The sequence below is a fragment of the Gordonia sp. Swx-4 genome (assembly GCF_030316175.1).
Taxonomy (GTDB): domain Bacteria; phylum Actinomycetota; class Actinomycetes; order Mycobacteriales; family Mycobacteriaceae; genus Gordonia; species Gordonia alkanivorans.
The window spans coordinates 1,155,876-1,172,887 of record NZ_CP128197.1; the positions used below are offsets into that span (position 1 = coordinate 1,155,876).

Below are 17,012 nucleotides of genomic sequence, written 5' to 3' on the forward strand. Positions count from 1 at the left end.
TTCCGCGGAATCTCACCGGTGGCTGTCGATGTCCAACTCGAGCCACTCGGCCTCCCATCGACGCATCCGGTGCCGGTCGGCGGCCGCCCGGACCAGCAAGACCAGCCCCCACCAGCCCATGGCGGTCAGCATCACGACGCCGAGCCCCGCCATGACGCCCTCGACGACGGCGTCGGTGTGGGTGACCGGCGGGTCCGCGACGCGCTGCTCGTCGTCGAGCCAAATGAGGCGGACCCGGCCGACGCGGTCCTGCCGTTCGGAGTCCACGGCGGCGGTGAGGCGTGCGCCGTCGGGCCGCCGCCAGGCGACGATCGTCGGGCTGTCGTCCTGCTTCGGAGTCGTGATGACGGTGGCGCTCACCGAATGCCGCGGTCCCTGGACCTCGGCGGCGGCTTTGTGTGCCGCGTAGGTGTTGCCGCCGACGGTCAGGGCGGCGAGTAGACCTGCCAGCGCCGACACGCAGAGAGCCAGCAGCACAGTGGTTTCCAGCCGATCCAGCGGCCGGACCAGCCGGTTCGACGAAGCGTGCATCAGCCGCCAGCTGTGCAGTTCACGGGCGAGGAACCGCAACATCGCGGACTCCTGTCGAGGTGGTCGGTTCGTCCCCGCCCTGATCGAGCCGGAAGGGTGGGTACTCGTCACACATCAGCGCCGCATACACCCACACCCGGTACTGCCAGCGATTGATGCCCATCGCGAAGTCGAACAGCCCGCGCGGGTAGGTGCCGGTGAAGAGCAGCGCGACTGCGGCGAAGAACACCACGAAGGCCAGCACGGGCGCGATGGTCACACGGCCGTCGTCGCCTTGTGCCGCGTAGCCGACGGCCAGCGGCCCGCCCAGCCATCCGCCGGCGAGTACCGCGAGGACCAGGTAGTGGGGGATCGCCAGCAACCACCACTTCACCAGCACGAGGCCGCGCGACAATCGCTCGGTATCGACGACGTCGAAGTCGGCGGGATAGTCGGTTCGGCGCAGCGCGAACGGCGGATACCGATCGGTGGCCAACGCGGAGTGCGTGTAAAAGGCGACGCGCCAGTTCCAGCGGATGACACCCACGTTGAAGTCGAACAGTCCGCGCGGATAGCGGCCGGTGAACAGGATCGCGAAGCCGGCCACGACCGTGCCGAAGAAGAACGCGATGTCCAGCACGACCAGGACCAGGAAGTGCGGGATCGCCAGCAACCATTTGAGCAGCCAGAGCCATCGCGACAGCGGTTCGTCGAGATGTCCGGTCAGCGTCACTGCGTGCATCGTCTCGAGTCCTCCCGTCGAAGCCCTCTGATCGAGTGAAACCCGCCGGGCCCGGGAAAGGAAGGGTCTTCGGTGGTGTGTAGAGGGTCGATGTGTCGACCGCGACTGGGTAATAGGGCCCAATACGCATTCGTCGGTGTTCCGGAATGACCGATTCTTCGCATCATCAGTCGTTCGACTCACACTTTTCCGTAATTCCAGCTATGGTGATCGTGCGCTTCGTTAACGGCATCGAAGGGGGTGCTCGGGGCGTAGGGGGTCAACACCGGGGTGGGCAGATTCCACGCCGGAGCATTTGTGGTCTACGTGTGTGGAGGGCTCAGTTGACCAGTACTCTCTCGGCGCGCGCGTCTAAGCGCAGCACCAGGAAATTTCTCGAACCGTCGGCCATCGCCGAAGCCATCGCCATCGAGCAACACATCGTGTTGCCCGGATATCAGGCGCTGACCCACTATTCGTCGACTTTCGGGCTGACCGAACATCTGGTCCGGGAGATCGACGAGGCGGCGCGACGCCATCAGGCGATCATCGCCCAACTGCGGCGGATGCATGCGGATGCGCTTGCCGCGGAAACCATTTCGTCCGCACATCAAGAGGCGATGGCTGCGCTGGGGCTCCTCGAGCCCAGCCGGGCCGAGGCCGTCGGCGTCACCCCGCCGCGGCCGGTGCAGGTGTGCCACATCATCCAGTCATATCCGGGTCGCCTCGGGGATCCCGCCTCGCGGGCGATCGTCTCGCTGGCCTTCCTGGTCGTCGCGGTGCATGCCCTGACCGATCCGATGAACTGCGGAACCGCTTCCCCCGCACTCAATCTGGTGCCGCCACCGCTGCACCGCGACCGTGCGCTGCTCGAGAAGGTGCTCGTCCACGCGGTGGCCGCGCTCGACGAGCCGTCGATCGCGGAACTGACCGGGTTCATCGCCGAGGCCAGTGCGTCGTTCGCCGGCTGGTCGACCGAGACGCAGCGCGGCTTGTCGGTGCTGCGCTACAACCCGCATTCGCTGCGCTCGTCGTGCCGAGGCGTGGGACTCGGCGAGATCGACGTCCGTATCGCTGTCTGACGGCGCCGTCTGATCGCCGGTCCGTGGTTACCCTGACGGGGTGACCACGTCGGTTTCGCAACGCTACCGGTGGCTGTTGCACGTCGACCTCGACCAGTTCCAGGTCTCGGTCGAACGACTGCGCAGTCCGGAGTTCGTCGGTGTCCCGGTCATCGTCGGCGGCAACGGCGACCCGACCGAGGCCCGCAAGGTCGTGACCTGCGCGTCGTATGAAGCGCGGGACGTCGGCGTGCGGGCCGGGATGCCGCTGCGTGCTGCCTACAAGAAGTTGCCCGATGCGGTGTACCTCCCGCTGGACATGGGGGCGTACGACGCCGCATCGGCCGACGTCATGGACGTGCTGCGCGGAACCGGCCACCCCGTCGAGGTGTGGGGCTGGGACGAGGCGTACCTCGGCGTCGGCGTGCGGGGCGCCGAGGTCGAGGAGTTCGACGACGCCGGCATCGTCGACTTCGCCGAACGGGTCCGGCACGAGATCCTCGACCGGTGCGGCCTGATGAGCTGCGTCGGCATCAGCGACAACAAGCAGCGCGCCAAGATGGCCACCGGTTTCGCCAAGCGGCCGCCCGGCGCCACACCCGACGACGGCGTGGGTGCGCCGCGCGTGTTCCTGCTCGACGACCGCAACTGGCTGGACCTGATGGGGGCGAGGCCGACTCGCGACCTGTGGAGCGTGGGACCGAAGACGTCGGCCAAACTCGCCGCCAACGGTGTCGCGACCGTCAACGACCTCATCGCGACACCCCGAGACGACCTGATCGCCACCTTCGGCCCGCACCAGGGAAATTGGTTGTACGTCCTGTGCCGCGGCGGTGGTGATTCGACGATCACCTCCGAACCGTGGCTCGCCCGGTCGCACTCCAAGTCGCGGACCTTCGCCACCGACATCGCGGAACCGTCCGAGATGCGCACCGCGGCTGCCGAACTGCTGCGTGAGCTGCTCGACCAGGTGGTCGCCGAGGAACGCCTACCGTTCCGCGTCGCGGTGACCGTCCGGACCACGACCTTCTACACGCGCACCAAGTCCCGGAAACTCCCTGCGCCGAGTCTCGACTTCGATCAGCTCGAAGCGGTGGTCGCCGACCTGCTCACCAAGTTCGACATCGATCGCCCGGTCCGTCTCCTCGGCGTGCGCCTCGACCTGGTGACCGACGAGGAGAACTGACTGACTATCCCTGCGCAACCAGCAGTGGCACAAGCTGTTCGGCGGCCGTCCAGGCGCCGTGGTGGCCGATCATCATCGACTCCATCGTCTCGTTCTTCGACCGCGTCAACGTGACCGATTCCCGAGCCACCGCGACCACATCCCCGATCCGATTCGCCACCGCATCGGTCACCTCGCGGCCGAACCAGCCCTCGTCGAGGGTCTGCTCGCGCGAGACGACGTGTGCGGCATCGCCCAGATGCCCCGACCATGCCTTCAGCACGTCGTCGGCAGCACCGGGCGTCGCGTACACATGCCGCGCTCGCGCCTCGCCGGCCACGGCGTCGACACCCTCGAGAAGCCCTGGCGCGGTGTCGATGTCGATGGCGCGGTCGGCAGTGATCATGCCGTGATCGCCGGTGACGAGCAGTGTTGTGCCGGACGGCAACTCCGCGGCGAGCTCGGCCACCAGCTGGTCGACGAGCCGGAGCTTCTCCAGCCACGCCGACGACCCCGGGCCGTGGATGTGTCCCGCCATGTCCAACTCGCTGTAGTAGGCGTAGACGAACCGACGATGGCGACTGTGTCCCCGCACCGCCGCCAGGACGCCGTCGCGCACCCCGTCGGGCGTCACTGCCGGTACGTACTGGCCGGGCGCGCGGAACGCCGCCAGGGTCAGGCCGGTCCCGCGGAACTCGCCGGGCATCACGTACGTCACCCGAACACCTTTGTCGGCAAGCGTTTCCAGGCTCCCGGGATGTGTACGCACCAGCGCAGGAGGATAGGTGACCAGCGCCGACGGTCCCTGCGCGTCATCGAGACTCCAGCGCAGCGAGTTCAGCACCCGTCGGGAACCCCGTGTCCGGCAGTCGTCGTCGGGCCGGAAGCTGTAGCCGATGATCCCGTGCACGCCGCAGGGTGCGCCGACCGTCAGACTCAGGATGCTGGTCGCCGTCGTCGCCGGGAATCCCGCACGCAGAGTGGTCGCGGTCAGCTCCCGCAGGGTCGGCGCGAACTCTGCGTACTCCTCGAGCAGCGTCGCGCCCAGTCCGTCGATCAGCAGCACCACCACCGAATCGCCTGGAGGCACAACGAGAGCCGCGCTGTCAGAAACGCTCAGGGCGACCGACGCTGCCGGCAGAACGTCGGCGAGAGTGTGCGGGTACCGCCCCCAGTCGGCGGGTGTCAGTTCGTCGGGAGTCAGTTCGCCGCTCACCGCACCCCCGAGCCCGCCGGACCGAACACGTAGTGACCCGACCGCAGGAACCGCACCGACCGTCGGGCATCACCCTCGAGAAGCAACGGCGACATCGCATCCCGCAGCACGATCCGCCACCGCGCGGCGTCGAGCGGATGACTCACCCGCATCGCTTCGACGTCCCGCGGCAACGCCACCACCACTGTCGCGTCGGGGTCCAACCGCTCGTGATGGGCGACCGGACGCGACCGATCGGAATCGTCGATCACCGGCACCGCACCGCCGGCGATCAGCGCCTCGACACTTCCGACGCCGTCCACGCTGCTGGGCAGTTCGTCGTGCAGCGCCCACGACATCAACACCCGATCCGAGTCCGCGCCGCCGCCCAACTCATCACCGAGCTCGCCGTAGAAGTCTTCGTAGTAGTGGATGGGCTCGGCTCCCAGCTTGGTGATGTTGAAATACGCATTGCGCGCGACCAGCGGATCGAAGGTCCACGTGATCGTCGTGAGTCCACGTGCCAGCGCCCACTTCCGCTGATGCATCTTCAGCAGGTAACCCACATGGTGGCCGCGGCCGCGTCGGGAGACCCCGGTGATGTGGCTGTGCAGGGCCTCACCGGCCGGTGCCGACAGGAACGCCACGCTTCCACCGGCCAGGTGATCACCGATGAAGGCGCCGGAGACGTAGTTGCCCGAATGCGACAACGCCCGCAGCATGTCGATGCCCACCGGGCGTCTCGTCGGGTCGGGTCGCCAGACGTCGTCGAAGACCCGCATCAGTTCTTCGAGTTCGTCGGGGGAGGACAGCTCGCGAACCTCGACAGAACCGAATCCAGCTGGGCGTACCTCGACAGGAGCCGGTGAATGCGACATGTCCTCGATTGTTTCACCGCGTCCGGCGGGAGTTGGCCGGGTTGGGCGACTCCGTCCGACCCGGACCCACTCCTTAGGATGGGGGCCATGTCACCCACCGTCCGCACGCCCGACGCGTTCACGCGCGTCGCCGCGGCCGGTGTGGTGCCCACTGTCGCGATCGCCGCGCACGGTGCCGCCGGCGGACATGCGCTCAGCTCGGGCGGTGTGGTTCTCACCGTCGCGATCGGCGTGGCCGCGGCGATGCTCCTGCAGCTGGCGACCCGGGGCCGACGCCTGGTCCCGGCTGCTGCATCGGCCGTCGGCGTCCTGACTGCCGCGCAGGTCGCGAGCCACTGGTCGCTCGCCGCCGACGCCGCGCACGTCACCCACGACGCCCCCGCGCTGCCGATGTTGCTGACGCACCTCGTCGCGATCCCGCTCAGCGCGGTGCTGATCGTCGTCGGTGCGCAGCTGCTGGCCGTCATCGGGTCGGTCATCGCATCGCTGACACCGCCCGCCGTACTGCGCGTGCCCGGTACGCCCCCGGTCTTCTGGACTCGACCCGCTGTTGTCGCTGGTCCCGCCGTCGGCGGCACCGGTGTTCGCGGACCTCCGCTCGGATTCTGACGCCGCGCCACCACACCGAACCCACGACGGTTCGGTGCTGTCGTGCGCGCGCCACGCACAGACGATCCGAACACTTGAGAAAGAACCCAGATGAAGAACCTCTCGAAGCGGGCCACGATCGCCCGTCGCCTCGTCCTGCCCGTCGCCGCTGCCGCGGTCGTCGGCGTCTCCTCTCTCACCGGGGCGGGCGTGGCATCGGCGCACGTGACCGCCAACGCGCCGACCGTCACCCAGGGCGGATACGGCGTCGTCACGCTGGTCGTCCCCAACGAGTCCGAGTCGGCTCCGACGACGTCGCTGCGCGTGACCCTGCCCGGCCTGAAGTCGGCACGCCCGGAGGTGATGAGCGGCTGGAAGTCGGTCGTCACCAAGAAGGACGACCTGGTCACCGAGATCACCTGGACCGCAGATCCCGGCTCACCCGGAGTCCCGGTCGGGCAGTTCGCGCAGTTCCGGTTCTCCGGCGGCCCGTTCCCCGAGCAGGAGACCGTCACGCTGCCGACGCTGCAGACCTACGCCGACGGGGAGAAGGCCGACTGGAACCAGCCGACCCCGGCGGACGGCACCGAACCCGAGAAACCTGCGCCGACCATCACCCTCGCCGCAGGCGGCGACGGACACGGCGCACACCACGCAGCGGCTCCCGAGACCAGCACCTCGATGTCGCAGGCGTCGCCGTCGACGGATTCCGAGGACTCCGCAGCCCGCTGGCTCGGCGGCATCGGACTGGTCGTCGGTGCGCTGGGCACCGTCTTCGGTGTCGCGGCGCTGATGGTGGTCCGACGCAACGGTCGTCGCGATGCGTAAGCGCGCACTGCCGCTGCGCCGGTCCATCCTGCTGACGTTGGCCGCGCTGGCGTGCCTGGGCCTGGTCGGTACCTGGTCGGCGCCCGCCGCATCGGCGCATTCGCGGCTCGTCTCATCGGATCCCGACGACGGTGCGAGCCTGCCCGCCGGTCCGCAGACCGTCACGCTGACCTTCAACGAGGGCATCCAGTCCGCGTATGCGGTGCTCAACGTCGTCGGACCCGACGATCACTTCTGGCAGTCCGGCGACCCGAACGTCGACGGCAGCAAGGTGAGCGTCGGCGTGCGGGAACTCGGACCGACCGGAAATTACACGATCAACTACCGGGTGACCTCCGCCGACGGACACGTCATCAGCGGGCAGCGCAGCTTCGAGCTGACGGTCGCCGGTAACGGTGAGCCGGGCCCGCTCGCCGACGCCTCCGCCGACCAGTCCGACGACGGAATCCCGGTGTGGTACTTCATCGTCGGCGCCGTCGTGGTCCTCGTCGTGGGTCTCGGCATCGTGTTCTGGCTGACCCGCCGCCCCAAGACACGGAGCTGACGCGTGAGGGTCGTGGTCGGTGTCCCGGTCCTGTTCGCCGGACTGCTGGTGAGCTGGTTGCTCGCCCGCCCCGACGGACCCGACACGGTCGCACTGCCCGCGACCCTCGCGCTCGGCGTCTCGGTCGTGGTGCTCGGCCTCGGACTGCTGCCGACGGTCGACGCCGAACCGTCGTCGACCTGGATCGGTGCGCTCGCCGGTGTCTGGGTGGTGGCGACGCTGATCAGCGCCTGGGTGCGTACCGCTGACAGGTCCGGCAAGGACGTGCTCGACGTGAGTGCCGCCGACTTCGGTGAGGTCCTGACCTCAGGTGCCTCCGAGATGGTCGCGCTGGTCACGGGCCTGCTCATCGTCCTGTGGGCGGTACTCGACCTGTTGACCGCCGTCGAGGTCCCGGTTCTGGTGGTCGGAGCGCTCGCAGCGATCGGTGTGCTGGCCACCGCGATCGCCGGTCACGCCGGCAACAACGCCCTCGGCCCGTTCCTCGTCGGCGCGCATGCGCTGGCCGCCGCCTGGTGGTGCGGACTGCTCGCCGCGATGGTCCTCTCCGTGCGCGGCCGGTCCGGGTGGGCGCGCAGTTTGCCGGTGTTCTCGCAGCGGGCGCCGTGGGCGGTCGGGGTGATCGCGGTGACCGGCGTGGTCGCCGCACTGACCGAGATCAACGGACTGTCGGCACTGGTCACCACCGGTTACGGGCGGATTCTGCTGGCGAAGGTCGTGATGCTGGCGGCGCTGGTGGGGGTCGCCGCCTGGCATCGACGACGCTGGGTACCTGCCGTCGAGCGCCATCGCCAGACCGAGACCGCGTCCATCCGGAACGCCGTCGTCGAACTGATGCTGATGGCCGTCGTGCTGGGTCTGGCCGCCGGGTTGTCGGCGACCGCACCCTGACCTCTTGATGCCTGAGGTGCGAGGAGCGCAAGCGACGAGCCGCGAAGGCCAGGTGAGGTCGACCGCCTACTTCAACGCCCGCGACTGATCCCAGATAGCGAGCAGCTCGTCGATGATGTCGGTGGCCATGTGCAGCGTGCTGAGGTGGCTCTCGCCGGCCAGCTCGAACAGCTTGGCGTCGGGGAGCAACGACACCACGTGCTGGCCGTGTGCGTACGGGATGATGTGATCGTGGTCGCCATGCCACCAGCGCACGGGCACTCCGACGTCGGAGACGCGGAATCCCCAGTCCTTGGCGAAGACGACGACATCGGCGAACGGTGCCTCCATCGCGCGGCGCCCGCCGTGGAGCAGGTCGTTGAGGAACATGGCCCGGAACTCGGGGCGCGCCAGTAGTTCTCGGTCGGCTTCGGGGGAGAAGCGGCCGTAGACGGTGATGGCCGGTTCGGCGATCGGCCGCGCGAAGCGCAGTGCGATGCTGAGGACCTGTCCGATTTGCGAACCCGCGACGTCGACCGCCGGCGCCAGGAACGAGCCGAGCTTCATCGCCCCGCCGGGGATGCGGTCGGGTCCGACGGTCGGGGCGACGCCGCCGAGGATGCCCGCGGCGACCACCCGATCGGGCATCGCGTGCGCCACTCCGAGTGTGTACGGTCCGCCGCCGGAGAGGCCGATGATGGCGAACTCGTCGATGCCGAGTGCTTCGAGCACGGTCTCGAGGTCTGGGGCGAAGGCGGCGATGTTCTCGTACCGGTGCGGCGTCGACGACCCGACGCCCGGCCGGTCCAGCCCGATCAGGCGAACCCCCCGTTCAGCGGCATATCCACGGGCTTCGACGGGGATCTGGCGGCGAGCGCCGGGCGTCCCGTGGAGCCAGATGATGGCCCGTCCGGTAGCTGATCCGTATTCGGCGAACCCGATGCGACGATCACCGTCGGCCACGGCGATCGACCCCTCGATTTTCGGACGGGCGATGTCGATCATGTGACCAGCATCTCACGTAGCGTTGTATGCGTGATCCCCGAGTTTCTCAACGGCGCCGCCCGAGCGGTTCGCCACGTCTTCTCGCCCCACCCGGCCACGGACATTCCCGAAGGTCAGGTGCTCGACCTGCCCGGTCGTGGACGCGCCTTCGTCACCGATTCGGGACCCCGCGACGCACCGGCGGTCTTCCTGCTGCACTCGGTGCTGACCACCGGCCTGCTGTGCTGGTACCCGACGATCCCGGCGATCAACGACAGCTATCGGGTGATCACCCTCGACGCCCGCTGGCATGGCCGCGGCATCGAGTCCGAGACCTTCGACCTCCGGGACTGCGCCGACGACGTGGTCGCCGTCGCCGACGTCCTCGGCATCGACCGGTTCGTCGCCGCCGGATTCTCGATGGGCGGCGGCATCGCCCAGCTGACATGGCGTCGGCACCCCGAGCGGGTGTCGGGGCTGGTGCTCTGCTCGACGGGCCCGTTCTTCAGCACCAACGACCCCAAGCACCGGAGGTCGTCGGAACGGACCGGCCGCATCCTGACGCCGCTGTACCGAATGCTCCCGCGCGTCTCCGAGAAAAGCCTCAACAAGACGACGTCGCACACCTCCATCTGGGCGCTTCGGCAGTTCTTCTCGACGCCGCTGTCACACCTCGGTGAGTTCGGAAACGGCTTGGGCCAGTTCGACTCTCGCAGTTGGCTGAATGAGATAGACGTCCCGACGGCCGTCGTGGTGTCCACCCGAGACCGGGTCGTCGAACCGGAACGCCAGCAATTGTTGCTCGACGGCATCCCCGGGTCGCAACGCTTCGAGGTCGACGGCGGTCACGCCTGCTGCGTCCTCGGCGCGAAGTTCTTCATCCCGCCGTTCACTGAGGCGCTCGCAGCGGTGAGTTCACATGCAGCGGTGGGGGTTCCGCCGGCGGGGTGACCTCGATAGGCTAAGCACTGGGTTTCGCTCACGGGTTCCGTTCCCGCTCACGCAAGACGGGTGAGCGGGAACGGATCCTGTGAGCGCCACGCTGGCGGCCCGATTTCACTGTGGAGTTGTCAAGGAACGGATGCGGTCCCGGCTGGTCGTCGGGTGCGGAAGGTGCTGCGCTTAAGTCTTGGTGTCAGGCGGCGTCGTCGAGTCGCATGGTGCGTCGGTTGTAGGCGGGGAGCGCGCGGCGTCGGGGATCGATCTCGGCCGGCGGGATCAGCCACGGGTGGCGGTCGAAGCCCATCATTATGTCCCACCCGTTGTGGTGGACCTGGGTGTGGCAGCGTTGGCAGAGCAGGCAACCGTTGTCGAGTTCGGTCTCACCGTCGTCGGACCAGTGCTCGATATGGTGCACCTGCGTATGTGATGGTGGTGCACCGCATTTGATGCAGTTCTCGTCACGGATGATGATCGCTTTGCGCAGGTGCGGTGGGAACAGTCGTCGTTCGCGGCCCATCTGTAGTGGCACGGTATCGCCGTCGATCACGATCTCGGTGAGGGTGCCGTCGCAGGACAATTGTTTCGCGGTCACCTGGGTGGTCGATCCGGTCCAGGGCAGGAACGCGGGACTGCGACCGTCGGCGGGGATGGTCAGCAGCGTCTGGGTTCGAGGTGTTCCGATGGTGTCCATCGCCGCACCGACGGCGGCCTGATCCAGCAGTACCTCGAGGGCGTCGGCACGGATCTGGCCGGGTGAACGTCGGTCGGGGGCGCCGTCGGGTTCGGCACGCGGCACGGCACGTTCGTCGATCATGGCGATGAATTTCTCGCCCACACCCTGGGTGACGTTGGCGTGGATCTCGACGCGGCTGTCATCGGTGAGGTGGTGCGACAGCGTGTCCAGGGATCGGTCGTCGCTCGCAGGGATGCCGTCACCCTGGTCGTCGGCGATGGTGTTGCCGATTGTCTGGGCGTGCTTCTGGATTTCGGTGGGTGTGGCACCGGACAGGGCTTGGGTGAGGAGTTCGCTCTCATGGCCGGCGCGATCGTCATCGGAAAGTGCTGTTGGTGAACGTTTCTCGATCGTGGCAATCCCTCGCACGATTGCGTCGACAGCTTCGCCTGACAGTCTGCCGTCGGCGGCGTAGGCCTCGACCTTGCCCAGCGTGCCGAGGTGGTCGGCGATGCGGGCCGTGCGGGTGGCTGCCGCGGGTGGGAGTCCCATCTCGATCAGCAGTTTCTTGGAGGTGGAGCCGGCCTTGTCCGCGACGCCCAGAGAATCGAGTTTGGCTGTGTGAGTGCCGGTCTGGTGATCGGCGAGGTTGCGTAGCAATATCCATCGGCTGAGCCGGAAGCACGTTTCAGCACCGGTGGGGTCGTCGTCGGGTGGGGTGATGTCGACGAGTTGGTCGAGGATCGCGTCGAGTGAAAGCGTGTCGGTGTCGGGCATGACGGCAGCAGTGCCTCTCGTGGGGCGAAATTGCGGTTGGGTGGGACCGTCGTTGACTACTGCTCTGTCATCAGGTTTCTGGTGTCTTCAGTTCTACCTCGGGGGTCTGACAAAGACTGCGGACCGGGTTCGCCGACCACTCGGATCGGGCAAAGGATTCACATTCACTCACGACAAGGCGCAGTCCTCCGGTCGCGAAGTCGGCCTTCGTGGGGCGGAAACCTATACGCGGCAGAACGCCGCCGTGCGGTAGTGCTGCATTCGGAGAATCTCATCGGCCGATCGGTCGGTACTCGCTGCTAGCGTCAGCTCGAATCCGAGAGGGCTCGGTAAACGTGTACCAACAGCGGGGGATCGGCTTGAACACGCTTGGCGGCCCAAATTTCTACTTCGCGCTACTCGGCGCGCTGGTTCCACTGGTGTCAGCGCTGGCCGCTCTGTATGTCCATTACAAGCACCGGCGCAGCTACTTCGAACAGGTGGAGCGGTTGGTGGCGCTACTGCCAGACGAGGATGTCGATCCCACTCATGCGTCACTCAAGCAGCGATATTCCTGGGCAGAAGCCCTTCGCCAGTTCGACTTACTCACCTTGCCCCGCCCACAACACGGTATGGCACTCTTGTTCCGAGCGCTGAGCCTGGTCACTGCCGTATTCGCTGTCGGCTACCTGATCATGTTCTTGCCCAACGGAACACCGCTTCACTCGAAGATTCTTGCCGTGGTCTTCGCGGCGGGGATGCTGGTGTTCTCATGTATCGCCTGGTTCATCGCTGGAACTTTCCGTCACCCCGTGTACCGGCTTGCCGGACGGCCGTTGAACGAGCAGTCGCCCCACACTCCGAGGATTCGACAACTGCGTGCCGATTACGGACTACGCACCGCGTCTGACATCGCGGCCGAACGTTCTACGAGTAAGCGGATGGATCAGGCCCGTCGAGTGCGGCGGTGGTACCGGAACCGTCGCTACGAAGTTCGGCTGGTGGCTTTGATCGCCAGGAGGCCTCTCGCCACGCGAGCTCGCCGGGTGCGACGCCAGCGTTCACCTGAGGGTGCGTCGTAGTAGCTGCTCAACGTGTGGTTACATCCCCGCGGGCTGGTTGCGGGCTGAACCTACGCCTGCACCTCAAAAGCCTTGAGAACCGTGGTCGCCCAGATCTGCTGTCCTGCAGCGCTCGGGTTGACGGTGTCCTTCAGCAGCGGTGCCAGCGCGGCGTCGTCGGCGGGGAAGGCGGAGTAGACGTCGATGACCTGGATGCCCTCGGCGTCCATGGCCGATGCGAAGCCGGCGGTCACCTCGCCGGTGTTCTTGCCCTGGGCCGGGCTCTGCTTGATCGCGACGAGGTCGGCGTTGGGGTATTCCTTGCGGAGCTGTGCGATGAGCGGCTGCAGCTGTTCGGCCAGGGGGGTCTCGGGATCCTGCGTATGTCCGAAATTAAGCATGATTAAATCCGGTGTGACATCCGTAGGAATCATCTTGTCGAGATTCTCGAACGCGTAATTCGCGTCTTTTCCGGAAGCGCTGGCATTCCAGAATCCGATCGGTCCATTCGGGCCGTCGCCGAGTCCGACCATCGCGCCGTAATCGTTGGTCGTGGTGTTCCAGAATTTGGTCGCCATCGGCCGCTGGAGGTTCTGGCTGATGGCGCTGCCGACCTCGGGGGCCCAGCCGTCACGGGCAGCACCGGTCGAATCGCCGAGCAGCACAATTGTCCTGGGCTCAGCAGCGTGCGCCTTGGCGTCCTCGATGAACGCGAGGGTGGCGGGCTGTTCGAGCGGGGTGGAGCTGGTGGGCGTCATCGCCGCCACCGAGTCCGATTTCGGGGCGGTCCGATTGCTCGACACGATGAGGCCGACGACAAGGACCACGGCACACACGACCATGACGATCCATGCCCAGATCGGTGCAGAACCTGCAATGCGCTTCACGGCATTGAACATTTAACCAGTCTCCCAACCCACGATTCTCGTCTGGCGACTTTGTCACCATAGCGGCCATTTAGCGGCCATGCGCGAGGCGTCGGGTTCGTTTGTTTCAACAATTACTCGGCGCGGGCAATCCGGCAACTCGGTCGCGGACCCAGGCCGCCATATCGGGGCCAGGGTCGACGATATGCCCTTGCTGTTCATGCCTGACACTCAGTACCTGATCCCCGATGCCGCATGCGCGTGTGATTGTGTCTTCCATCACATCGGTGGGGATGACGTCATCTTCCGCCCCGTAGACCGCGAGGATCGGCACCGTCGTCCCGGTTCGGGGGAGTGCGTAGGCCTCGAGGCGTGCGTGCAATGTCTGGGCCGCTTGCGGTGTCACGGCACCCAACGACGTGTGCGCCGGCACCGACAGCAACGACACCGCCGTCCGGCCTTCTCCGCACACCGGCACAGCCGAGCTGTCCAGGGCGGAGAGGTGATCGGCGGGGTTCACCGCCGGGTCGGCCTGCGAGACTCCGTGTACCACCAGCGGATACAGATGCTGCTGAGCGCGCGTGAGGGTGTTCTCCTGTGCGCGCGTCGCGAAGTACTGGGGATCGAGCAGCGGTGCGACGGCCACCACGCCCAGGAGTTCGCCGCTCCCACCGCCGTAGCCGCCGAACTCTTCTGCGGCCGACCAGACTGCCGCGCCACCCTGCGACCGCCCGGCGGCGAGCCAACGCGGGCTGATGCCGAGGGCGGAGGACTGCGCCGCGCGGGCCGCGTCGATGACGTTGTAGGCGGCGGTGAGTGGTTCGAGGTACGGGTGCGGGGCCTGGCGCCCGGTGCGCGTGCCGAGCCCCTGGTAATCGGTTGTGACCACGGCATATCCCGCGTCGAGGAAGTCTCGGACCGCGGTCAGGTCGCCGAACATGTCCGCCTGGTCCGACGGCGCGCAATCGGGTGTGATGCCGGTTGTTCCGTGCGCGTAGGCGATCAGCGGCCAGCCCCCGGCCGGCGGGATGGACCCGGGGACGAAGGCCGCGCCGCTCACCGTGGTCGACGACCCGTCGACCCCGGAGGTGGACCGGTAGACCAATCGCTTGGCGACGGTGCCGTCCGGCAATGACCATGAATCCGGAGCGTCGTCGATTCGGACGATTCCACCGCGCTGCTCAACCGCCTCGGCGCTCAGCACGACACTGGTCGACGATGTCGCCGAACTCGACGCCTCGGCCGTCGAACCGGCGCCCGATTCCGACGTGCATGCGGAGATCCCCACCCCGAAAACGGACACGACGGCGACACACGCGCCGACGGACCGCACCCGGTCCCACCTGGATTTCACCCGCAAACGGTAACCCGGCGATTCCCGCAGTTTGCGTCGACGTATTGGTTGAATGATCCTGGGTGAGTGGAGCTGACGGTCGGGACCCAGGGAACAGGTGCGTCGTCCACTGGCGGCCCTGCGCTCGCCGACGCCGGTCCGGTCCACGTGCCGATCGCTCGACGCCACGCGGAACCACCTGCCCCGCAGCATAATCCGCTATCAGTCGCTGCGCCGGACGACGACGAGGTCTACGAGTATCTCGGACCGCAGATGCGCTGGATCCAGCTGGTCCTGATCGCCGCGTTCGTTCTGGTCGCTTTCTCGCTTGTCGCATTCGCCACCACCCACGTCTGGCTCACGCCGGTACTTCTCATCCTCGTTCTGAATGTGATCGGTAACACATTCTCATTGTTGACCGGCATGAACAAACGACGGGTGACGTGGTCGTCGCATCAGGAACGTGTCACTTCTTGGAATCCGCACGACGGCCGCCACCCGAGCGTCGACGTCTTTCTGCCGACCTGTGGTGAAAGCCTGGAAATCCTGCGCAACACCTACGAGCACGTGGTCGCGATGAAGTGGCCGGGAAAGCTGTTCGTCTACGTCCTCGACGACGCGGCGCGCGAGGAGGTTCACGATCTGGCAGCATCTTTCGGTTTCGACTACGTCGTCCGCCCTGATCGTGGGCATCTCCGTAAGGCGGGCAATCTGCGGCACGCCTCACGGATCAGTCACGGGGAATTGATCGTCATCTTCGACGCCGATTTCTGTCCTCGAGCTGATTTCCTCGGCCATTTGATCCCTTATTTGGACGACCCGCAAGTCGCGATCGTCCAGAGTCCACAATGTTTCGCCACCACCGAGTCGATGAATTGGATCCAGCGCACCGCCGGCGCGACGCAGGAATTCTTCTATCGATGGGTGCTGCCGTCGCGCGATCGGATCGGTGCGGCCAACTGCGTCGGCACGTCGGCGGTCTACCGGCGCAGCGCGATCGAGCGGGTCGGTGGCTTCGCCGCGATCGAGCACAGCGAGGACCTGCACACGGGACGTCACCTGCAGCAGGCCGGCTATTCGATCCGTTATGTGCCGGTGGTGTTGTCGCGCGGCTTGTGCCCGTCGGATCTCGCGGGCTTCCTGAACCAGCAGTACCGCTGGTGCCAAGGGACGTTGACGCCGGTGCAGAACAGCCGGTCGGTGGATCACCCGCAGCGTCAGACCGTTCGTCAGCGCATCGCTCGGTGGGCGGGCGTCTTGTACTACATCACCACCGCGCTGAACGTCTTCCTGCTCTTCCTGCCGGGCGTCATCATGGCCGCCTTCTATCCCGAGGACGTCCGGCCCGCGCAGCTGGTCCCGTTCCTGCTGGGTCTGTGGGTGTACGTGGTGCTGTTCCCGCTGGTGTCGCGCACCCGCTGGCGCTTTGAGGTGCTGCGCATCCAGATGGCCTACAGCTACGCGCACGCGGTGGCGATCTGGCACAAGATCATCGGCCGCGAGATCGGCTGGGTGCCGACCGGTGTGATCGGCCAGTCGAACTCGCTGGCCCGCTCAATCTCCTGGCTCGGCGCGACGGTACTCGGGGCGTCGTTGCTGGCGTTCTGGGTGTTCATCGTGCGGGACGTGATGGTGTACGGGCTCGCACAGTTCTGGATGATGGTCGGGCTGGTGCTGGCCTACACGTATCTGGCGTTGCCGCTGTTCGTCGAGTTCGTGAAGATCCTGCTGCCGCAGCGTCGTCGTGGCGCGGGGATCGAACCGGAGGACCTCGACGCGAACGACGCCGACGCCGAGACCGACGACGCCGAGACGGTGCAGTTGAGAAAGATCGACCCGAAGGAGATCACCTCATGACGCCGTTCGGTTCCACACCCGACGACGCCCGCCCCGCAGTCACTCCCAAACGCCCGACCCCGACCAACTGGAACCGCATCTCGGTGTGGGAGGTCATCGGGTACACGCTGGTGATCGTGTTCATCGCGGCCGTGGCGCTCGGTTGGTTCGACCTCATGCTCCCGTGGGACACGAAGTGAT

The 17,012-nt window shown here is 66.8% G+C and carries 17 protein-coding genes and 1 pseudogene; 10 read left to right on the top strand and 8 right to left on the bottom strand.

The genetic code is table 11. The features are described 5' to 3' along the window. Positions 1–12: 12 nt before the first annotated feature. A complete protein-coding gene (locus tag PWF70_RS05290) occupies positions 13–573 on the bottom strand; it encodes an Rv1733c family protein (RefSeq protein WP_035753237.1) in 561 nt (186 codons plus the stop codon). After that, a pseudogene (locus tag PWF70_RS05295) lies at positions 551–1,237 on the bottom strand (DUF4389 domain-containing protein); the annotation flags it as partial. The gene PWF70_RS05290 and the pseudogene PWF70_RS05295, both read right to left, overlap by 23 nt. 338 nt (positions 1,238–1,575) lie before the next feature. Here PWF70_RS05295 and PWF70_RS05300 point away from each other — a divergent pair. Then, the gene (locus PWF70_RS05300) at positions 1,576–2,313 is read left to right on the top strand and encodes a hypothetical protein (protein ID WP_035753231.1); all 738 of its coding nucleotides are present in this window, start codon (positions 1,576–1,578) and stop codon (positions 2,311–2,313) included. 40 nt (positions 2,314–2,353) lie between these two features. Beyond that, positions 2,354–3,478: a DNA polymerase IV gene (locus tag PWF70_RS05305; RefSeq protein WP_035753230.1), complete on the top strand. Its 1,125-nt coding sequence runs from the start codon at positions 2,354–2,356 to the stop codon at positions 3,476–3,478. A 4-nt stretch (positions 3,479–3,482) separates the two neighbouring features. Here PWF70_RS05305 and PWF70_RS05310 read toward each other — a convergent pair whose 3' ends face one another. Both PWF70_RS05310 and PWF70_RS05315 read right to left on the bottom strand, forming a co-directional pair. Beyond that, positions 3,483–4,673, bottom strand: coding sequence for an alkaline phosphatase family protein (locus PWF70_RS05310; RefSeq protein WP_286352878.1), 1,191 nt, complete (start codon positions 4,671–4,673; stop codon positions 3,483–3,485). Next, positions 4,670–5,530, bottom strand: a complete 861-nt coding sequence (locus PWF70_RS05315; protein WP_286352879.1) for a GNAT family N-acetyltransferase — start codon at positions 5,528–5,530, stop codon at positions 4,670–4,672. Before PWF70_RS05315 ends, PWF70_RS05310 begins: the two co-directional genes overlap by 4 nt. An 87-nt stretch (positions 5,531–5,617) precedes the next feature. On the opposite strand from PWF70_RS05315, the gene PWF70_RS05320 reads away from it, so the two are divergent. The 4 genes from PWF70_RS05320 (at position 5,618) to PWF70_RS05335 (ending at position 8,381) form a co-directional block, all read left to right on the top strand. Then, positions 5,618–6,139, top strand: a complete 522-nt coding sequence (locus PWF70_RS05320) for a YtxH domain-containing protein (protein ID WP_286352880.1) — start codon at positions 5,618–5,620, stop codon at positions 6,137–6,139. Positions 6,140–6,229: 90 nt separating this feature from the next. Further along, positions 6,230–6,946 carry a YcnI family copper-binding membrane protein gene (locus PWF70_RS05325; protein WP_075862935.1) on the top strand — a complete coding sequence of 239 codons (717 nt, stop codon included), beginning with the start codon at positions 6,230–6,232 and terminating at the stop codon, positions 6,944–6,946. Next, positions 6,939–7,490: a copper resistance CopC family protein gene (locus tag PWF70_RS05330; protein WP_286352881.1), complete on the top strand. Its 552-nt coding sequence runs from the start codon at positions 6,939–6,941 to the stop codon at positions 7,488–7,490. The genes PWF70_RS05325 and PWF70_RS05330 overlap by 8 nt, the downstream gene beginning before the upstream one ends. A 3-nt stretch (positions 7,491–7,493) precedes the next feature. Further along, the gene (locus PWF70_RS05335) at positions 7,494–8,381 is read left to right on the top strand and encodes a CopD family protein (protein WP_075862933.1); all 888 of its coding nucleotides are present in this window, start codon (positions 7,494–7,496) and stop codon (positions 8,379–8,381) included. Positions 8,382–8,447: 66 nt separating this feature from the next. On the opposite strand, the gene PWF70_RS05340 is transcribed toward PWF70_RS05335, so the two are convergent. Beyond that, the gene (locus PWF70_RS05340; protein WP_075862932.1) at positions 8,448–9,365 is read right to left on the bottom strand and encodes an alpha/beta fold hydrolase; all 918 of its coding nucleotides are present in this window, start codon (positions 9,363–9,365) and stop codon (positions 8,448–8,450) included. A gap of 30 nt (positions 9,366–9,395) precedes the next feature. On the opposite strand from PWF70_RS05340, the gene PWF70_RS05345 reads away from it, so the two are divergent. Further along, positions 9,396–10,295, top strand: coding sequence for an alpha/beta fold hydrolase (locus PWF70_RS05345; RefSeq protein ID WP_286352882.1), 900 nt, complete (start codon positions 9,396–9,398; stop codon positions 10,293–10,295). A 184-nt stretch (positions 10,296–10,479) separates the two neighbouring features. Here PWF70_RS05345 and PWF70_RS05350 read toward each other — a convergent pair whose 3' ends face one another. After that, entirely contained in the window at positions 10,480–11,736 is a 1,257-nt protein-coding gene (locus PWF70_RS05350) for an HNH endonuclease (RefSeq protein ID WP_279941179.1), read from the bottom strand. A 359-nt stretch (positions 11,737–12,095) separates the two neighbouring features. Between PWF70_RS05350 and PWF70_RS05355 the strand changes: the two genes are divergently transcribed. Then, on the top strand, positions 12,096–12,797 hold the full coding sequence (locus tag PWF70_RS05355) for a hypothetical protein (RefSeq protein WP_286352883.1): 702 nt from the start codon (positions 12,096–12,098) through the stop codon (positions 12,795–12,797). Between the two features lie 50 nt (positions 12,798–12,847). On the opposite strand, the gene PWF70_RS05360 is transcribed toward PWF70_RS05355, so the two are convergent. After that, entirely contained in the window at positions 12,848–13,675 is an 828-nt protein-coding gene (locus tag PWF70_RS05360) for an SGNH/GDSL hydrolase family protein (RefSeq protein ID WP_279941177.1), read from the bottom strand. A gap of 94 nt (positions 13,676–13,769) precedes the next feature. Then, positions 13,770–14,996: an alpha/beta hydrolase family protein gene (locus tag PWF70_RS05365; RefSeq protein WP_279941176.1), complete on the bottom strand. Its 1,227-nt coding sequence runs from the start codon at positions 14,994–14,996 to the stop codon at positions 13,770–13,772. A gap of 66 nt (positions 14,997–15,062) precedes the next feature. Between PWF70_RS05365 and PWF70_RS05370 the strand changes: the two genes are divergently transcribed. Next, entirely contained in the window at positions 15,063–16,832 is a 1,770-nt protein-coding gene (locus PWF70_RS05370; RefSeq protein ID WP_279941175.1) for a glycosyltransferase family 2 protein, read from the top strand. Further along, the gene (locus PWF70_RS05375; RefSeq protein ID WP_279941174.1) at positions 16,829–17,011 is read left to right on the top strand and encodes a cellulose synthase (UDP-forming), glycosyl transferase family 2; all 183 of its coding nucleotides are present in this window, start codon (positions 16,829–16,831) and stop codon (positions 17,009–17,011) included. The genes PWF70_RS05370 and PWF70_RS05375 overlap by 4 nt, the downstream gene beginning before the upstream one ends. Position 17,012 lies beyond the last annotated feature (1 nt).

Bases quoted from the DNA above. Each gene is read 5' to 3' on its own strand.
- PWF70_RS05350 (WP_279941179.1), bottom strand. From the start codon at position 11,736: ATGCCCGACACCGACACGCTTTCACTCGACGCGATCCTCGACCAACTC.
- PWF70_RS05330 (WP_286352881.1), top strand. From the start codon at position 6,939: ATGCGTAAGCGCGCACTGCCGCTGCGCCGGTCCATCCTGCTGACGTTG.
- PWF70_RS05375 (WP_279941174.1), top strand. From the start codon at position 16,829: ATGACGCCGTTCGGTTCCACACCCGACGACGCCCGCCCCGCAGTCACT.
- PWF70_RS05360 (WP_279941177.1), bottom strand. From the start codon at position 13,675: ATGTTCAATGCCGTGAAGCGCATTGCAGGTTCTGCACCGATCTGGGCA.
- PWF70_RS05320 (WP_286352880.1), top strand. From the start codon at position 5,618: ATGTCACCCACCGTCCGCACGCCCGACGCGTTCACGCGCGTCGCCGCG.
- PWF70_RS05315 (WP_286352879.1), bottom strand. From the start codon at position 5,530: ATGTCGCATTCACCGGCTCCTGTCGAGGTACGCCCAGCTGGATTCGGT.
- PWF70_RS05325 (WP_075862935.1), top strand. From the start codon at position 6,230: ATGAAGAACCTCTCGAAGCGGGCCACGATCGCCCGTCGCCTCGTCCTG.
- PWF70_RS05340 (WP_075862932.1), bottom strand. From the start codon at position 9,365: ATGATCGACATCGCCCGTCCGAAAATCGAGGGGTCGATCGCCGTGGCC.
- PWF70_RS05290 (WP_035753237.1), bottom strand. From the start codon at position 573: ATGTTGCGGTTCCTCGCCCGTGAACTGCACAGCTGGCGGCTGATGCAC.